Genomic DNA, 16,149 nt, shown 5'->3' with positions numbered 1-16,149 from the left:
TTGCCCCGCGATGAGACTGTTACTGCCCGGTATAGATCTGGTCGAACACGCCACCGTCATTGAAGTGGGTCTTCTGCACGGTGCGCCAGTCGCCAAAGGTTTTTTCCACCGAGAGGAAATCCACTTTCGGGAAACGGTCGGTGTACTTGGCCAGCACGGCAGGATCGCGTGGGCGCAGGTAGTTGTTGGCGGCAATTTCCTGGGCCTCTGGCGACCACAGGAACTTCAGGTATTCCTCAGCCGTGGCACGGCTGCCTTTCTTGTCCACCACCTTATCGACCACGCTCACCGGTGGCTCGGCTTCAGCGGAAACGCTTGGGTAGATCACTTCGAACTGATCGCGGCCGAATTCACGGGCAATCATCTCGGCTTCGTTCTCGAAGGTGACCAGGACGTCACCGATCTGGTTGGTCATGAAGGTCGTGGTGGCGGCGCGGCCACCGGTATCGAGTACCGGCGCTTGTTTGAACAGCTTGCCGACAAAGTCCTTGGCCTTGTTCTCGTCACCACCGTTTTTCAGCACATAGCCCCAGGCCGAGAGGTAGGTGTAGCGACCGTTACCGGAGGTTTTCGGGTTCGGCACGATGACCTGGACGCCATCTTTGAGCAGGTCAGGCCAGTCTTTGAGCGCTTTGGGGTTACCCTTGCGGACGATGAACACGGTGGCTGAGGTGAACGGTGCACTGTTGTTCGGCAGGCGGGTTACCCAGTTTTCCGGTACCAGTTTGCCGTTGTCGGCCAGGGCGTTGATGTCGGTGGCCATGTTCATGGTGATGACGTCAGCCGGCAGGCCATCGATCACCGAACGAGCTTGCTTGCTCGAACCGCCGAACGACATCTGTACGGTGATTTTCTCTTTGTGCTCGGCTTCCCAGTGTTTCTGGAACGCGGCGTTGTAGTCTTTGTAGAAGTCGCGCATCACGTCATAAGAGACGTTCAGCAGCGGGGCGGGTGCGGCGTGGGCCAACGAGCCCAGAGCAAGGCCGGCGGCCAGAAGCGAGGCACTAAAGAGTTTTTTCACTGCGCATTCCTTGTTCGAATTAGCGTTAAAAGCATTATGCCAGCGACTATAACGGTTAGGCCTTAGGCGCTAAAAGATTAAAAAGTACTTTGCTTATTCTGTTTTCTTGAACAGTGCATTGCCGCAACGGGAGCAGAAGGCGGCGCCGTGTTCATGGTGACCTTTACGGCACACCGGGCAATCGTGCTTGAGCTGTTCCCCGCGCATGGCATTGGCAAGTTCTGCGGTGAAGATCCCGGTGGGTACAGCAATGATCGAATAACCGGTGATCATCACCAGCGAGGAAATCACCTGGCCGAGTGGGGTCTTGGGCACGATATCGCCGAAGCCGACGGTGGTCAGCGTCACGATTGCCCAGTAAATCCCCTTGGGGATGCTGGTAAAGCCATGCTCGGGGCCTTCGACCACGTACATCAGGGTGCCGAACACCGTGACCAGGGTCGAGACGCTGAGCAGAAATACTATGATCTTCTGTTTGCTGCCTTGTAGCGCCGAGAGCAGGTAATGCGCCTGCTTGAGGTACGGGCTGAGCTTGAGCACGCGAAAGATCCGTAGCATCCGGATGACACGGATGATCAGCAGGTACTGGGCATCGCTGTAGTACAAGGCAATGATCCCCGGCACGATTGCCAGCAGATCGACCAGGCCGTAGAAACTGAAGGCGTAGCGCAAGGGCTTGGGTGAGCAGTACAGGCGCGTCAGGTATTCGGCCAGAAAGATCGCGGTAAAGCCCCATTCGATCGTGGCCAGCAGCCCGGCGTAGTTCTGGTGAACCTCATCGATGCTGTCGAGCACCACGGTGATCAGGCTGGCCAGAATAATTAACAACAGGATGCTGTCAAAGCGTCGGCCCGCGACGGTGTCGGTTTGAAAAACGATAACGTAGAGCCGCTCGCGCCAGCTCGAAGGGGTGTCCATGCTCAACTCCATTTCACAATGGAGCTGAGCCTAGGGGCAGCCTCTCAGCTATGCAAGCGGCTGGCACGACGGGCCAGTGGCTGGCGGCTCAGGCGCTGGCCAATCAGCACCAGCCAGCAGGCGAGGATGAACGGCGCGGTCAAGCCCGGCACCGGCAGCTGTGCGACCACAGGCTGCAGGACGATGGCCAGGAGCATTGCCAGCAGCGGCAGCCAGGGTTGTTTGCGGGTCTGGCTGAAGGCCAAGGCGGCCAGTGCGGCGTTGAAGCCGTAAAGGCCGGCATAGGCGGCACTGGCTTCGCCACCGAGCAGGGCAACGCTGCCACCGAGCGCAGCGCCGAGCAGGGCCCAGGCGGCGGCATAGCGGTTGGCAATCAGCAAGCCGATGGCGATCAGCAGGCCGGCCAGCGGGTTATCCAGCAAGAAGATCTGGCCCAGCCCGCGTGCCAGGGCGTAGAGCGCATTGGGTTCTACTGCGCTGGCGGCACTGGTAGCCGGTTGGCTGACGATCAGCACGGCCCAGCCGATCAGTACGAACGGTGCGGTGTAGGCTGGCAGCAGCAGGTTGGAACTGGCGCGTTTGAGCCACTGGTGCACAAACATGCTGCTCAGGCCAGCGGCGGCGATGATCAGTGGCGGCAGAATTGCTGACCAGGGCAGGGCGTAGCTGAGCAACAGGCCGATCAATACGCCGTTGTAGCTGTACAGGCCAGCCTGGCGGTCGGTGCGGTTGTAACCGCGGCGTTGGGCGGTGAGCAGGCCGGCGAGGGCGCCAAGCAGGGCGCCGCCGATCAGCTCGGGCGCGGTCAGGGTGATGGCCAGCAGGCAGAACAATCCACACAGCGGGCTGCGCTGCAGCAGAACCTGGCTGAAGCCATTGAGCAAGGCCGTGGCCCAGTCGGGGCACGGGTTGACGAAATTCTTGGTGTACATGGGGGCAGTCTGGGTTGATGTGGAGTGGGGCAGCCTCTGTCGGGCCGGGTTTTCCCACGTGGGTGTGGTGGTGATTCTATCGCGGGGCAAGTCCGCTCCCACAGGATTTCTACCATCCCTGTGGGAGCGGGCTTGCCCCGCGAAGTGTTCTACATCAGATCAACGTCTCGATCCGCAGCGTGTTAGTCGACCCCGGCTTGCCAAAAGGCACACCGGCGGTGATCAACAGGGTGTCGCCGCGGCTGGCCATGCCTTGGGCCTGGGCGATTTCCAGTGCCGTGGAGCAGATTTCATCGACCTGACGCAGGCGATCGTTGACCACCGAGTGCACGCCCCAGGCGACGCTCAGGCGACGCGCGGTCGCCAGGTTGGGGGTCAGGTTGAGAATCGGCGCCCGTGGCCGTTCGCGTGCGGCACGCAAGGTAGAGGCACCCGATTCGCTGTAGTTGACCAGCACCGCCACCGGCAGGATGCCGCTGATGCGACGGATCGCGCAGCTGATGGCATCGGACACGGTCGCTTCGGCTTTTGGCCGGCCCACATCCAGTTGTGCCTGGTAGTCCGGACCGTTTTCGACCTGGCGGATGATCTTGCTCATCATCTGCACCGCTTCGAGCGGGTAGTCACCCGAGGCGGTTTCGGCCGAGAGCATGACCGCATCGGCGCCTTCGGCGACAGCGTTGGCGACGTCGGTGACTTCGGCGCGGGTCGGTGCTGGTGAGAAACGCATCGATTCGAGCATCTGTGTGGCAACTACCACCGGCTTGCCCAGCTCGCGGCAGGTATTGATGATGCTTTTCTGGATCTGCGGCACGCTCTCGGCCGGTACTTCCACGCCCAGGTCACCACGGGCCACCATGATCGCATCGCTCAGTTCGGCAATGGCGCGCAGTTGGGTGACCGCCGAAGGCTTCTCGATTTTCGCCATCAGGTAGGCGCGATCACCAATCAATTGGCGAGCTTCAACGATATCTTCCGGGCGCTGCACGAACGACAGGGCCACCCAGTCGACACCTAACTCCAGGCCGAAGGTCAGGTCGCGGCGGTCTTTGGCGGTCAGCGGGCTGAGGTCGAGCACTGCTTGCGGGACGTTGACGCCTTTACGGTCGGACAACTCGCCGCCGTTGAGCACCTCGGTCTCGATCGCATCGCTGTGCTTGGCGGTTACACGCAGGCGCAGCTTGCCGTCATCGAGCAGCAGGTCCATGCCCGGTTCCAGCGCAGCAATGATTTCCGGGTGCGGCAGGTTAACCCGCTCGGCGGTGCCGGGAGTGGTGTCCAGGTCCAGGCGCAGGGCCTGGCCGCGCTGCAGTTGCACCTTGCCTTCGGCGAAGCGGCCAACCCGCAATTTCGGCCCTTGCAGGTCCATGAGAATACCCAGCGGGTAGTTCAGCTGGCTCTCGACTTCACGGATCCACTGGTAGCGCAAGGCGTGGTCTTCGTGTTCGCCGTGGCTGAAGTTGAGGCGGAAGATGTTGACGCCCGACTCGACCAGTTGGCGTATGTCCTCGACGCCTTTGATTGCAGGGCCGAGGGTAGCGAGGATTTTTACTTTTTTATCAGGCGTCATGGTTTGGCACTCTCAAGGATCAGAATGGCGCGAAAATCGTTGACGTTGGTTCGCGTCGGCTCCGTGACGATCAAGGCATCGAGCGCGGCGAAGTAGCCGTAGCCATTGTTGTTGTCCAGTTCATCGCTGGCCGACAGCCCCAGGGCCTCGGCGCGCGCGTAGCTGTCCGGGGTCATCAGGGCGCCGGCGTTGTCTTCCGAGCCGTCGATGCCGTCGGTGTCACCGGCCAGGGCGTAGACCCCAGGCAGACCTTTGAGGCTTTCGGTCAAGCTCAGGAGGAACTCGGCGTTGCGTCCGCCACGGCCATTGCCGCGAACGGTCACGGTGGTTTCACCACCAGACAGAATCACACAGGGTGGCGACAGCGGCTGGCCGTGCAAAACGATCTGCCGGGTGATGCCGGCATGGACTTTGGCCACTTCCCGCGATTCGCCTTCCAGATCACCCAGGATCAGCGGGCTGAAGCCGGCCTGGCGGGCTTTGACCGCTGCTGCTTCCAGCGACTGCTGCGGACGGGCGATCAATTGAAAGTGGCTGCGCGCCAGGGCTGGATCGTCGGCCTTGACGGTTTCCGAGGCCGGATTGTTCAGCCAGGCGGTGACCGCTGCAGGCGCTTCGATGTTGTAGCGCTTGAGGATCGCCAGGGCTTCGGCCGAAGTGCTTGGGTCGGCTACGGTCGGGCCGGAGGCGATGACCGTGGCCAGGTCGCCCGGTACATCGGAAATGGCATAGGTGTAGACCGTGGCAGGCCAGCAGGCCTTGGCCAGGCGGCCACCCTTGATTGCCGAGAGGTGTTTGCGTACGCAGTTCATCTCGCCGATGGTGGCGCCCGACTTGAGCAGCGCCTTGTTGATCTGTTGCTTGTCGGCCAGGGTCAGGCCCTCGGCCGGCAGAGCCAGCAGGGCAGAGCCGCCGCCAGACAGCAGGAAAATCACGCGGTCGTCTTCAGTCAGGTTGCTGACCATCTCCAGCACACGTTTGGCCACAGCCAGGCCAGCGGCATCAGGAACCGGGTGGGCGGCTTCGACCACTTCGATCTTCGAGCAACTGGCGCCGTGCCCGTAACGGGTCACGACCAGGCCAGAGACCGGGCCTTTCCAACTGCGTTCAACCACTTCGGCCATGGCCGCTGCGGCTTTACCGGCGCCAATGACGATCACGCGACCGCTGCGGTCGCTGGGCAGGTGTGCTTCAAGAACCTGGCGAGGGTGCGCGGCGTCAATCGCCGTGGCGAACAGCTCGCGCAGAAAGTGTTGCGGATCGAGCGACATGGCAGGCTCCAATCTTATTATTCTGCAGAATCGAAAACGCCCCTGGATCTGCCTCCGTGCAGGCCGATCCAGGGGCGCTGAAAGCTGCAAGCTTCAAACTACAAGCTGTAAGAGACAGCCGATCGATGCGCGGCCTGCTTTCTCTTGCTGCTTGAAACTTGCTGCTAACTCTTACTCTTCGCCTCTGATCGAGAAGTTGGCCATGTGCTCCAGGCCTTTGATCAGTGCCGAGTGGTCCCAGTTGGCGCCACCGATGGCCGCGCAGGTGCTGAACACTTGCTGGGCATTGGCGGTGTTGGGCAGGTTGATGTTCAGTTCCTTGGCACCTTGCAGGGCCAGGTTCAGGTCTTTCTGGTGCAGGCTGATACGGAAGCCTGGGTCGAAGGTGCCTTTGATCATGCGCTCGCCGTGCACTTCGAGGATCTTCGAGGAGGCGAAGCCGCCCATCAGCGCTTCACGTACCTTGGCCGGATCGGCGCCGTTCTTGGCAGCGAACAGCAGGGCTTCAGCAACAGCCTGGATGTTCAGGGCAACGATGATCTGGTTGGCGACCTTGGCGGTCTGGCCGTCGCCGCTACCACCGACGCGGGTGATGTTCTTGCCCATGGCCTGGAACAGCGGCAGTGCGCGTTCGAAGGCGTTCGGGCAACCACCGACCATGATGCTCAGGGTGGCGGCTTTGGCGCCGACTTCACCGCCGGATACAGGGGCGTCGAGGTAAGTGGCGCCAGTGGCTTTGATCTTCTCGGCGAAGGCCTTGGTGGCAGTCGGGGAGATCGAGCTCATGTCGATCACGACCTTGTTCGGGCCAACGCCCAGGGCTACACCGTTTTCACCGAACAGTACGCTTTCGACCTGTGGGGTGTCTGGCACCATGACGATGATGAATTCAGCTTCCTGAGCCACTTCTTTCGGGTTGGCCAGGGCGACTGCGCCAGCGGCAACCAGGTCGGCCGGGGCAGCATCGTGGTGGGTGGACAGGAACAGGCTGTGGCCGGCTTTTTGCAGGTTCTGCGCCATTGGGTGGCCCATGATGCCGGTGCCGATAAATCCGATTTTAGCCATGAGAAATGCCTCTTGTAATTGTTTGGGTAGGAGCGGGCGTGCCCCGCGATAGCGGCAGTGCGGCCACTATCAAATCGCGGGGCAAGCCCGCTCCTACAGGAGGATGCTTAGATTGCGTTGTGGGTCTTCAGCCAGCCCAGGCCTGCTTCGGTGGTGGTCAGCGGCTTGTATTCACAGCCCACCCAGCCCTGGTAGCCGATGCGGTCCAGGTGTTCGAAGAGGAAGCGGTAGTTGATTTCGCCCGTACCCGGCTCGTTGCGGCCCGGGTTGTCGGCCAGCTGGATGTGGTTGATCTTGGCCAGGTTGCTTTCCATGGTGCGGGCCAGGTCGCCCTCCATGATTTGCATGTGGTAGATGTCGTATTGCAGGAACAGGTTGCTGCTACCCACTTCAGCCTGGATTTCCAGCGCTTGCTTGGTGTTGTTCAGGTAGAAGCCCGGAATGTCACGGGTGTTGATCATTTCCATGACCAGCTTGATCCCGGCAGCTTGCAGCTTGTCGGCGGCATACTTGAGGTTGTCGACGAAGGTTTTGCGAACGGTGGCGCAATCCGGGCCTTGTGGGCGGATACCGGCCAGGCAGTTGACTTGGGTGTTACCCAGTACCTGAGCGTAGGCGATGGCCAGGTCAACACCGGCGCGGAACTGCTCGACACGGGCCGGATCGCACGCGATGCCACGATCACCGTTGGCCCAGTCACCGGCTGGCAGGTTGAACAGCACCTGAGTCAGGCCGTGGGCATCGAGCTGCTGCTTGATTTCAGCCGAGCTGAAATCGTACGGGAACAGGTATTCGACACCGCTGAAGCCAGCGTCGGCTGCAGCCTTGAAACGGGCGAGGAAGTCCTGCTCGGTGAACAGCATGGACAGGTTAGCGGCAAAGCGTGGCATGGTTGTCTCCTTGCAAAAGTGGGCCCTGTGCCTGACGCAACAGGGCCTTTGCTACGTTCAGTCGAGCAGGGAAATCGCGGTTGGCGCGTCGTTGCCGACCAGGGCCAGGTCTTCGAATTCGTTGACCGCGTTGATTTCGGTGCCCATGGAAATGTTGGTCACGCGCTCGAGGATAACCTCGACCACCACCGGAACCTTGAACTCTTCAGCCAGTTTCTGCGCTTTGAGCAGGGCCGGGGCGATTTCGCCTGGCTCGGTAACGCGCAGCGCCTTACAGCCCAAGCCTTCAACCACGGCGACGTGATCGACACCATAACCGTTGAGCTCTGGTGCGTTGACGTTTTCAAAGGCCAGTTGCACGCAGTAGTCCATCTCGAAACCACGCTGAGCCTGACGGATCAGCCCCAGGTAGGAGTTGTTCACCAGCACGTGGACGTACGGCAGGTTGAACTGCGCGCCCACTGCCAGTTCTTCGATCATGAACTGGAAGTCATAGTCGCCCGACAGTGCAACGACTTTGCGAGTTGGGTCAGCTTTGACCACACCCAGTGCAGCAGGGATGGTCCAGCCCAGTGGGCCGGCCTGACCGCAGTTGATCCAGTGACGTGGCTTGTACACGTGCAGGAACTGGGCACCGGCGATTTGCGACAGACCGATGGTGCTGACGTAGCAGGTGTCTTTGCCGAACACCTGGTTCATTTCCTGGTACACGCGCTGTGGCTTGACCGGTACGTTGTCGAAATGGGTCTTGCGCTGCAGGCTGGACTTGCGCTGCTGGCAGTCTTCCAGCCAGGCGCTGCGGTCCTTGAGCTTGCCAGCGGCTTTCCACTCGCGGGCGACTTCCAGGAACACGTCCAGGGCGGCACCTGCGTCGGAAACGATACCCAGGTCTGGGGTAAATACTCGGCCGATCTGGGTCGGTTCGATATCGACGTGGATAAAGCGACGGCCTTCGGTGTAAACGTCGACCGAACCGGTGTGGCGGTTGGCCCAACGGTTACCGATACCCAGCACCACATCGGACTTGAGCATGGTCGCGTTGCCGTAGCGGTGCGAGGTTTGCAGGCCAACCATACCGACCATCAGCGGGTGATCGTCAGGGATGATGCCCCAGCCCATCAGGGTCGGGATGACTGGAATACCGGTCAGCTCTGCGAACTCCACCAGTTTGTCGCAGGCATCGGCGTTGATGATGCCACCACCGGCAACCAGCAGCGGACGCTCAGCGGTGTCGAGCATGGCCAGGGCCTTCTCGACCTGGATGCGGTTGGCGGCAGGCTTTTGTACTGGCAGCGGCTGGTAGGCGTCGATGTCGAATTCGATTTCGGCCATCTGAACGTCGAACGGCAGGTCGATCAGCACAGGGCCTGGACGGCCGGAACGCATTTCATAGAAGGCTTTCTGGAACGCGTACGGTACTTGGCCTGGCTCCAGAACAGTGGTTGCCCACTTGGTCACTGGCTTGACGATGCTGGTGATGTCGACGGCCTGGAAATCTTCTTTGTGCATACGGGCACGCGGCGCTTGGCCGGTGATGCACAGAATCGGGATCGAGTCGGCAGAGGCGCTGTACAGGCCAGTGACCATGTCAGTGCCGGCAGGGCCGGAGGTGCCGATGCACACGCCGATGTTGCCGGCCTTGGTGCGGGTGTAGCCCTCGGCCATGTGCGAGGCGCCTTCAACGTGACGAGCGAGGACGTGATCGATACCGCCGACTTTCTTCAGGGCCGAGTAAAGCGGGTTGATTGCAGCACCCGGAATACCAAACGCGGTTTCAACACCTTCGCGGCGCATCACCAGAACGGCTGCATCAATTGCTCTCATTTTGCTCATGGTTTTGTGCCTCTTTGATTTTGTAATTGTATACAAATGGCTTTTCGTCAGAGTGTATTCACGCCAGGCGACTCTGGTCAATCCATTTTCATCAGCGATGGGTGCTTTCGTCGGGAAGGCCTGAAAAAAGGCGTTTCGTCAGAATTGGTTTATCGCGTTCGAATTATTGTATACAAAAAAATTCGCCATTGTGTTCTATTTGTTCTATTGCTTTCACACCTGCCCTCAGGGCTTCTAACAACAAGAGGACCTTTCCATGAACACATTGACCCTGAAAGTCGCTGTCAGCCTGGTGAACGCCGCGCTGGCTGCGGGCCGCAAGATCTCTGCCGCACCCTTGACGGTGGCGGTGCTCGACAACGGCGGGCACCTGCTGGCCTTGCAACGTGAAGACGGCGCCAGTTTGCTGCGCCCACAAGTAGCCACGGGTAAAGCCTGGGGTGCTATTGCTTTGGGCAAGGGCTCGCGCCTGCTGGCGCTGGACGCACAGCAACGCCCGGCGTTCTTCGCCGCGCTCAATGGTCTGGGCCAGAGTCCAGTGGTGCCGGCGCCGGGTGGGGTGCTGATTCGCGATCAGCAGGGCGTGGTGCTCGGGGCGATCGGTATCAGTGGCGATACCTCTGATATCGATGAGCAGTGCGCGATCAGTGCGATCGAAGAGGCAGGGTTGACGGCGGATGCTGGGGTAGCGGCTTAAGGCCTATCGCGGGGCAAGCCCGCTCCTACAGGCGTAGGAGCGGGCTTGCCCCGCGATCATTACTACGCGTCGGGCTCGCAGCCCTTGAGCACCAGACGAATGATGGTCTGTGCGGCTGCCTCATAGTCGCTGTCTTCCAGCTTGGCTTTGCCGGTAACCACCGATATCTGCCAGTCGAAGTCCGCGTAGGTCTGTGTCGCCGCCCAAATGCTGAACATCAGGTGATGCGGGTCAACTGTGGCGATCTGGCCGCGGTCGATCCAGGCTTGGATGCACTCGATGTTGTGCCGGGCCTGTTCGTTAAGCTGTTCGACCTGGCTGCTGCTCAGGTGCGGTGCACCGTGCATGATCTCGCTGGCAAATACCTTGGAAGCGAAGGGCAAGTCACGGGAAATGCGCACTTTGGAGCGGATATAGGCGCTTAATACCTCTTTCGGGTCGCCATTGGCATTGAACGGCGTGGAGGCCTGCATGATCGGCTCGATGATGCTTTCCAGCACCTCGCGATAGAGGTTTTCCTTGGATTTGAAGTAGTAATAGACGTTCGGCTTGGGTAGCCCGGCCTTGGCCGCGATGTCGCTGGTCTTGGTGGCGGCGAAACCTTTGTCGGCGAATTCTTCACTGGCCGCGCGCAGGATCAGTTCTTTGTTGCGCTCGCGAATGGTGCTCATGGTGCTGGACGGTCCTTTGACGCTGCGAGCGCGGATGGTAGCACCGAAAATCATTCGAGAACATGCAGCCTGGCGCTTTCCCCCGCCGGAAGGGGGCGGATACAAGAGAAAGCGGGCCAGCGCTCAGACACGTCAGGGGCGCGCTTCCACGAAGGCGCAGGCCAGCTCAATGGGGCTGTCGCATTCGTAGTAAGTGATACCGAACGGGCCCGACTTCTGCACCCAGTTTTCAGTGCGTTTCAGTTGCACGCGAACATCCGGTGTCACTTCCGGACGGTAGTGCAGGGCAATGTGCTTGCCTTCTGCGGTTTGGTAGGTGCACTTATTCAGGGTGCCGGTTTCACTGTTGTTGTCGGGAAAGAACAGGGCGCTGTGGAATTTGACCAGCACCCCCGCATCAGGCCCTTGTGCTGCGCCAAACCATTCGCCCTGGCCGCTCACGGTAGACGCCGAGTATTGCCCATCCAAATGGCTGATAGCCGACACTTTGGGGCAGTATTCGACAGTGCTTGCCATCGAGTTGCCTGCGTACAGCGCAAGCACGAGCAGGCCCATTTTTGCGGTCAACATGTTGTAACTCCATTGGTTAGAAAGTGGTTGCCACGTTGAACGTGTGCAGCAAATGGGATGCTAACCAGTGGTAAAACAGTCGAAAGCAGGCGGTTTTTCCGATTGCTGAAGGAATAGACTACTGCGTACGCGGGAATCGGCAGTGAGTGCGATAACCTGTGTTTCGAGATAAACGCCACCTGAAATTTCAGGGTTCAAGGGGAGTCCCATGGCAGGAAGCAGTCTTCTGGTATTGATCGACGACATCGCCACCGTACTGGACGATGTCTCGGTTATGACCAAGGTCGCGGCAAAAAAGACCGCAGGCGTATTGGGTGACGACCTGGCGCTCAATGCCCAGCAGGTCACCGGGGTGCGTGCCGAGCGGGAAATCCCGGTGGTCTGGGCGGTGGCCAAGGGCTCGTTCATCAACAAGCTGATTCTGGTGCCGACCGCGTTGCTGATCAGTGCCTTCATCCCGTGGGCGGTCACACCGTTGCTGATGGTCGGCGGTGCGTTCCTGTGCTTTGAAGGGTTTGAAAAGCTCGCCCACAAGTTTCTTCACAGCAAAGCTGAAGACCAGGCCCAACACGAGGTCAGAAGCGAGGCGCTGGCAGACCCTGCAGTCGATCTGGTGGCGTTCGAGAAAACCAAGATCAAGGGTGCAATTCGCACCGACTTCATCCTCTCGGCAGAGATCATTGCGATCACCCTGGGCACAGTAGCAACTGCACCGCTGACCCAGCAGATCGTCGTGCTGTCGGGCATTGCCATTATCATGACCATCGGTGTTTATGGTTTGGTGGCCGGAATCGTCAAACTCGATGATCTGGGGCTGTGGCTGACCCAGAAAGCCTCGCGTGCCGCGCAGGCACTAGGTAACGGCATTCTGCGCGCTGCGCCGTACATGATGAAGAGCTTGTCGGTGATCGGTACTGCTGCGATGTTTCTGGTCGGTGGCGGGATTCTGGTGCATGGCGTGGCGCCGCTGCATCATGCCATCGAAGCGTTCAGCGAAGGGCGGGGCGGGGCGCTGACTGGTGCCTTGATCAATGGCGGGCTGGGTATTGTTGCCGGTGCCGTGGTGCTGGCGGTCGTGGCTGTTGTCGGTAAGGTTTGGCGTTCAGTTAAAGGGTAAGGATTTGATCGCGGGGCAAGCCCGCTCCCACCGGTTTTGGTGGGAGCGGGCTTGCCCCGCGATCGCTTCAATCAGAAGTGATACTTGAGCAGGAAGCTTGCAGTGTTCTGGTCGGTATCAAACGCATCGCTGTCTTTGATCCCGTACTTGTTCTTCCAGTAGTCGTATTCGAAACCGACGTACAGCTGCTTCTCACCCCAGTTCAGCGCTTTACCCAGGTCGTATTTGACCTGTGGGTTGAAGTGCAGGTTGGCGTGGTAGGTGCCACGACGGCTGGTGGCATCGTTGTCGACCACCCAGTCCATGAAACCATCGATGAGAATGTCGGACTTGCCCACTGGGATGGTGTAGGACCAGACCGGAGTGATCTGCCAGACATTGTCACCGGCACGGCTGCCTTCGGTGTGGCGCTGGTAGAAGTTCAGCTGGAAGTAGTCGAAGCCCGGGATGTTCAGGTCAAAACCAGGACCGATCAGGTAGGACTCGGTGTCGCCCTCACCGAACTCGTAGGTCATGGCCAGCAGCACGTCTTTGATCGGGCCGAATTCCAGCTTCTGGTCGAAGATCTTGCCGAACGACAGGCGTGGGCTGAACTCACCGTAGTAGGTGTTATCGCCGTTATTAAAGTCCTTGTCGCCGTTGTAGAAAATCTTGTCGACGAAGAAGAAGTTGTCGCCGTACTTCCAGCCATCGGCGTGCTCGAAGGTCACGGTTTGCTGAATTTCCGGGTTCACCGCGAAATTCTTGCCCCACAGGTAGGTCAGGCTGTTGTTCTGCCATTGCAGCAGATCACCGGCGGTAGCGGCGGTGCTGGCCGCCAACAGGCCGCCAGCCAGAATCAGGCTATTGGTAATGCGCATCGCTGTGTTGCTCCCTTGATTGAATCTGTTGTCGGCACTCTGAGTGGTGCCGTTGGGGTTAAATACTTGTCTTTTGAGTCAGTTTTTTTCGATTGTCCACAACTGTTTGGCAAGTGTTGCGCCAACTTTTTGGAGGCGGTGCAACAGTCCTGCTCGACGTCTTTCTGAACAAATGAAAAAGGTGTTTCAGGTTGGCGTGACGCCTGCCAACCGCCCGAATTCATTGACTGAGCGGTCAGCAAACGCAGACAGGATCCGTCCTGCCCTGAGCGAGGGGGCGCGCAGATTACTGGCTTGCGCGCGGGGCCTCAAGTGCTCCGTCCTGGAGCAGGTATCACTAAAACTGTGCGTTTGGTCAGGTTTTAGAAGTGAACCTTAACCAGGGCGCTGGTGACGCTCTGGTTGGTGTCCATACGTCCGCTGTTCTCGATACCGTATTTATCTTTCCAGTAGCTGTACTCAATACCCACGTACAACTGCTTGGCGCCCAGGTTCAGGGCCTTGCCCAGGTCGTATTTGACCTGTGGGTTGAACTGCAGGTTGGCGTGGTAGGTGCCGCGTCGGGTCTCGTCGTTGTCGACTACCCAGTCCATGTAGCCATCGATGAGGATGTCGGAGCGGCCCACCGGAATGGTGTAGGAGAAGCTTGGCGTAATTTGCCAGACGCCGTCACCCGGGCGGCTGCCCTCGGTGTTGCGCAGGTAGAAGTTCAGGTTGAAGTAGTTAAAGCCGGGAATGTTCAGGTTGAAACCCGGGCCGATCAGGTAGGCCTCGTTGTCGCCTTCGCCTGACTCATAGGTCATGGCCAGCAGCACGTCTTTGATCGGGCCGAATTGCAGGTTCTGGTCAAAGATCTTGCCAAACGACAGACGCGGGCTGAATTCACCGTAGTAGGTGTTGTTGCCTTTGTTGCGGTCGGTGCCGCCGTTATAGAAGATCTTGTCGACGAACAGGAAGGTGTCGCCGTATTTCCACTGGTTGGCGTGTTCGAAGGTAATCGTCTGCTGGATTGCAGGGTTGACCTGGAAGTCCTTGCCATAGAGGTAGGAGAGGCTGTTGGTGTGCCAAAGCAACAGATCCCCTGCGCTGGCTGGCACGGCGGCCAGCAGACTGCTACCCAACAGAAGGGAAGTGGTGATGCCTTTCATGTTGTGATTCCCGGCTTTGTTATTGTTGGTTTTGGGTTTTTCGGCGCGAAGCGCCCCGGCCAGCCCGCTCCTACGGGCTGACGGTCTTGCGTGTTACCTGGGTGATACTGGGCGGCAGCGCCGCCCCAAAACTCAGTGCTGGTGGGCGGCGTCGTTATGAACGGCGCGTTCGGCGCCACCGAGGATGTTGAACAGCAGGTTGAGGATCAATGCGCTGACCGTGGCCATGGCAATGCCGCTGTGGGTGATCGGTTCCATCCACTGTGGCATTTGTGCGAAGAACTCCGGGCGAACGACTGGGATCAGCCCCATGCCGACGCTGACGGCCACCAGCAGTTGGTTGCGGCGATCGGAAATATCGGCTTCTTGAAGAATCTTGATCCCGGTGGCTGCGACCATGCCGAACATGGCAATCGAGGCGCCACCCAGGACTGCAGGCGGAATCGAGGCGATCAGGAATGCAGCCTTGGGCAGCAGGCTGAGCAGGATCAGAAAGCCCCCGGCAACCACGGTCACGTAGCGGCAACGCACCCCGGTCATTTGCACCAGGCCGATGTTCTGGGCGAAGGAGGAGTGGGTGAAGGTGTTGAAAAATCCGGCCACGAACGAAGCGCCAGCGTCGCACATCAGGCCGCGGCGTAGCATGCCTGGGGTGACTTCACGGTCAGTCACCTTGCCCAGGGCCAGGAACATTCCGGTGGATTCAACAAAGATGATCACCACCACCAGGCACATGGACAGGATCGGCGCCAGGCTAAAGGTCGGCATGCCGAAGTGCAGCGGCGTTACCACCTGAACCCAAGGCGCTTCGTCGAGGCCGGACAGGTCAACCATGCCGATGGAACCGGCCAGGATGTAACCCAGGCCCATGCCGATCAGTACCGAAACATTGACCCAGAAGCCGCGCATGAAGCGGTTGACCAGAAGGATGGTGCCCAGTACCAGCGAGGCGACGAGCAGGTAGATGGGCGAGCCGAAAGTTTCAGCTTCAGCACCGCCGCCGGCCCAGTTCACAGCAACTGGAAACAGCGACAGACCGATGGAGGTAATGACCGTGCCGGTCACCAGCGGAGGGAAGAAACGTACCACTTTGGACATGAAGGGGGCGATCAGCATGCCGAAGAAACCGGCGGCGATGGTTGCACCAAAGATTCCTTGCAGGCCGACGCCGGGCATACCGGCCATGGCCACCATGCTGCCGACGGCAGCAAAGCTTGCACCCATCATTACCGGCATACGGATGCCGACTGCACCAATGCCGAACGACTGGACGATGGTGGCGACACCAGCGACCAGCAGGTCGGCATTGATAAGGAAAGCGACTTCTTCACGAGAAAGGCCGGCGGCCTGGCCGATGATCAGTGGCACGGCAATCGCGCCTCCGTACATCAGCAAGACATGCTGTAGACCCACCAGGAACAGTTGGAGCATTGGCAGTGGCTGTCGTGGCGGCGCAACAGGGATGTACGCCTTGCGTGACTCGGACATGCAACACCTCGGTTTTGTTTTTATTCTTTGAGCTGCAAGCTTCAAGCGCCAAGCTTCAAGAAGAAGCAGGACATCGCGCTTGGCTTGCAGCTTGTAGC

Annotated in this window: 15 protein-coding genes; 2 read left to right on the top strand and 13 right to left on the bottom strand. The window is 59.6% G+C overall.

From position 1 onward, the window contains the following. Positions 1-19: 19 nt before the first annotated feature. The 8 genes from E1573_RS25165 to gcl form a co-directional block, all read right to left on the bottom strand. On the bottom strand, positions 20-1,021 hold the full coding sequence (locus E1573_RS25165) for a sulfate ABC transporter substrate-binding protein (protein WP_133217252.1): 1,002 nt from the start codon (positions 1,019-1,021) through the stop codon (positions 20-22). A gap of 93 nt (positions 1,022-1,114) precedes the next feature. After that, a complete protein-coding gene (locus tag E1573_RS25160) occupies positions 1,115-1,939 on the bottom strand; it encodes an ion transporter (protein ID WP_133217251.1) in 825 nt (274 codons plus the stop codon). A 44-nt stretch (positions 1,940-1,983) separates the two neighbouring features. Next, positions 1,984-2,871, bottom strand: coding sequence for an urea transporter (locus E1573_RS25155; protein ID WP_133217250.1), 888 nt, complete (start codon positions 2,869-2,871; stop codon positions 1,984-1,986). A gap of 154 nt (positions 2,872-3,025) precedes the next feature. After that, complete coding sequence (pyk, locus tag E1573_RS25150; protein WP_133217249.1) at positions 3,026-4,441, bottom strand: pyruvate kinase; 1,416 nt, start codon at positions 4,439-4,441, stop codon at positions 3,026-3,028. Beyond that, positions 4,438-5,712, bottom strand: coding sequence for a glycerate kinase (locus E1573_RS25145; RefSeq protein ID WP_133217248.1), 1,275 nt, complete (start codon positions 5,710-5,712; stop codon positions 4,438-4,440). The genes pyk and E1573_RS25145 overlap by 4 nt, the downstream gene beginning before the upstream one ends. A gap of 171 nt (positions 5,713-5,883) precedes the next feature. Then, positions 5,884-6,777 carry a 2-hydroxy-3-oxopropionate reductase gene (locus tag E1573_RS25140; RefSeq protein ID WP_133217247.1) on the bottom strand — a complete coding sequence of 298 codons (894 nt, stop codon included), beginning with the start codon at positions 6,775-6,777 and terminating at the stop codon, positions 5,884-5,886. A gap of 107 nt (positions 6,778-6,884) precedes the next feature. Continuing rightward, a complete protein-coding gene (gene hyi / locus E1573_RS25135; RefSeq protein WP_133217246.1) occupies positions 6,885-7,667 on the bottom strand; it encodes a hydroxypyruvate isomerase in 783 nt (260 codons plus the stop codon). A 57-nt stretch (positions 7,668-7,724) separates the two neighbouring features. Beyond that, complete coding sequence (gcl, locus tag E1573_RS25130) at positions 7,725-9,500, bottom strand: glyoxylate carboligase (protein WP_133217245.1); 1,776 nt, start codon at positions 9,498-9,500, stop codon at positions 7,725-7,727. A 256-nt stretch (positions 9,501-9,756) separates the two neighbouring features. Between gcl and E1573_RS25125 the strand changes: the two genes are divergently transcribed. Continuing rightward, a complete protein-coding gene (locus E1573_RS25125; RefSeq protein ID WP_133217244.1) occupies positions 9,757-10,197 on the top strand; it encodes a heme-binding protein in 441 nt (146 codons plus the stop codon). A 62-nt stretch (positions 10,198-10,259) separates the two neighbouring features. Here E1573_RS25125 and E1573_RS25120 read toward each other — a convergent pair whose 3' ends face one another. After that, positions 10,260-10,868, bottom strand: coding sequence for a TetR/AcrR family transcriptional regulator (locus E1573_RS25120; protein ID WP_133217243.1), 609 nt, complete (start codon positions 10,866-10,868; stop codon positions 10,260-10,262). Positions 10,869-11,000: 132 nt separating this feature from the next. Further along, positions 11,001-11,438, bottom strand: coding sequence for a DUF3757 domain-containing protein (locus E1573_RS25115; protein WP_133217242.1), 438 nt, complete (start codon positions 11,436-11,438; stop codon positions 11,001-11,003). Positions 11,439-11,646: 208 nt separating this feature from the next. Between E1573_RS25115 and E1573_RS25110 the strand changes: the two genes are divergently transcribed. Beyond that, complete coding sequence (locus E1573_RS25110; RefSeq protein ID WP_133217241.1) at positions 11,647-12,555, top strand: DUF808 domain-containing protein; 909 nt, start codon at positions 11,647-11,649, stop codon at positions 12,553-12,555. Positions 12,556-12,626: 71 nt separating this feature from the next. On the opposite strand, the gene E1573_RS25105 is transcribed toward E1573_RS25110, so the two are convergent. The 3 genes from E1573_RS25105 to E1573_RS25095 form a co-directional block, all read right to left on the bottom strand. After that, positions 12,627-13,415 (bottom strand): outer membrane protein OmpK, encoded by a 789-nt coding sequence (locus E1573_RS25105; protein ID WP_133217240.1) that lies wholly within the window; start codon positions 13,413-13,415, stop codon positions 12,627-12,629. A 362-nt stretch (positions 13,416-13,777) separates the two neighbouring features. Then, complete coding sequence (locus tag E1573_RS25100; protein ID WP_133217239.1) at positions 13,778-14,563, bottom strand: outer membrane protein OmpK; 786 nt, start codon at positions 14,561-14,563, stop codon at positions 13,778-13,780. Positions 14,564-14,695: 132 nt separating this feature from the next. Continuing rightward, entirely contained in the window at positions 14,696-16,051 is a 1,356-nt protein-coding gene (locus E1573_RS25095) for a nucleobase:cation symporter-2 family protein (RefSeq protein ID WP_133217238.1), read from the bottom strand. Between the last annotated feature and the right edge of the window lie 98 nt (positions 16,052-16,149).

Source organism: Pseudomonas sp. H9, assembly GCF_004353925.1.
Taxonomy (GTDB): Bacteria; Pseudomonadota; Gammaproteobacteria; order Pseudomonadales; family Pseudomonadaceae; genus Aquipseudomonas.
The sequence above is the reverse complement of the archived record's forward strand: the minus strand, read 5'-3'. Positions and strand labels throughout refer to the sequence as shown.

Coding starts and splice junctions, on each gene's coding strand:
- E1573_RS25160 (WP_133217251.1), bottom strand. CDS start 1,939: ATGGACACCCCTTCGAGCTGGCGCGAGCGGCTCTACGTTATCGTTTTT.
- E1573_RS25155 (WP_133217250.1), bottom strand. CDS start 2,871: ATGTACACCAAGAATTTCGTCAACCCGTGCCCCGACTGGGCCACGGCC.
- pyk (WP_133217249.1), bottom strand. CDS start 4,441: ATGACGCCTGATAAAAAAGTAAAAATCCTCGCTACCCTCGGCCCTGCA.
- E1573_RS25145 (WP_133217248.1), bottom strand. CDS start 5,712: ATGTCGCTCGATCCGCAACACTTTCTGCGCGAGCTGTTCGCCACGGCG.
- E1573_RS25140 (WP_133217247.1), bottom strand. CDS start 6,777: ATGGCTAAAATCGGATTTATCGGCACCGGCATCATGGGCCACCCAATG.
- hyi (WP_133217246.1), bottom strand. CDS start 7,667: ATGCCACGCTTTGCCGCTAACCTGTCCATGCTGTTCACCGAGCAGGAC.
- gcl (WP_133217245.1), bottom strand. CDS start 9,500: ATGAGCAAAATGAGAGCAATTGATGCAGCCGTTCTGGTGATGCGCCGC.
- E1573_RS25125 (WP_133217244.1), top strand. CDS start 9,757: ATGAACACATTGACCCTGAAAGTCGCTGTCAGCCTGGTGAACGCCGCG.
- E1573_RS25120 (WP_133217243.1), bottom strand. CDS start 10,868: ATGAGCACCATTCGCGAGCGCAACAAAGAACTGATCCTGCGCGCGGCC.
- E1573_RS25115 (WP_133217242.1), bottom strand. CDS start 11,438: ATGTTGACCGCAAAAATGGGCCTGCTCGTGCTTGCGCTGTACGCAGGC.
- E1573_RS25110 (WP_133217241.1), top strand. CDS start 11,647: ATGGCAGGAAGCAGTCTTCTGGTATTGATCGACGACATCGCCACCGTA.
- E1573_RS25105 (WP_133217240.1), bottom strand. CDS start 13,415: ATGCGCATTACCAATAGCCTGATTCTGGCTGGCGGCCTGTTGGCGGCC.
- E1573_RS25100 (WP_133217239.1), bottom strand. CDS start 14,563: ATGAAAGGCATCACCACTTCCCTTCTGTTGGGTAGCAGTCTGCTGGCC.
- E1573_RS25095 (WP_133217238.1), bottom strand. CDS start 16,051: ATGTCCGAGTCACGCAAGGCGTACATCCCTGTTGCGCCGCCACGACAG.